Raw genomic sequence first — 746 nt, 5'->3', positions numbered from 1 at the left:
TTTTCTGATTGTGATTGTTGTTTTATCGGCATTGTTTTGCAGTAGAACAAAGGAAGCGTTCGGGGCTCTCGATTGCTATAATTTTTTTTGGGTTATTTTCCGAAGTTCACTTGAACAGGAAGAGTGTTAACTCAAAGAAAATGCATTGTCTTATTGAAGATTTGCCCACTATATTTCATAGAAAGCCTAATACAAAATTCGTAATAATGCATACTTTCGCGGGAGTCTACGAGCGGTTCAGGGATACTGAATTATTTCATGAAAAATTTGGTAAGAAGGAAATTTTCTACAAGAGCTATATGCTTCCTTGGGTATACATAGCTGGCTGATTATTTTTTCCGTCAAATCGACACTGAGGGAGCAAAATTTCACGCCGAAATCAAAGCGACCGGTCACGAGGTTTCTGCACGCGATCCGGCGCATACACAGGGAAAGCCTTTGCTACTCTATGCCGCTTGTTCGGCTTCCACCGTCACGCATTGATCCTCGCTAGGGGTGAGCGTGGAGGAGTTGATTGGGGAGTTGATGGGGTTGGTGCCATGAGACTGGTTCTCGATAGCGGATGGCAAAGGCAGATGAAGAAACCCTATGACGTACCCCCGATTTTGGATCCGTCTTGATGTAGAGTCCGACAGAAGGAGTCGGACGAAGATGAAGCGCACACGGTTCAGCGAAGAACAGATCATCGGGGTTTTGAAGGAACAGGAATCCGGGCTTGCGACAGCAGAAGTTTGTCGTCGGCACGG

General features: G+C 45.7%; 1 protein-coding gene. It reads left to right on the top strand.

The features are described 5' to 3' along the window. Positions 1 to 651: 651 nt before the first annotated feature. On the top strand, positions 652 to 746 hold a 95-nt coding region (locus tag VZ95_RS20885; protein WP_045777580.1), incomplete at its 3' end, for a transposase.

Source organism: Elstera litoralis, from assembly GCF_000963705.1.
Classification (GTDB): domain Bacteria; phylum Pseudomonadota; class Alphaproteobacteria; order Elsterales; family Elsteraceae; genus Elstera; species Elstera litoralis.
Note: the sequence above shows the minus strand (reverse complement) of the source record. Positions and strands in the feature narration are given on the sequence as shown.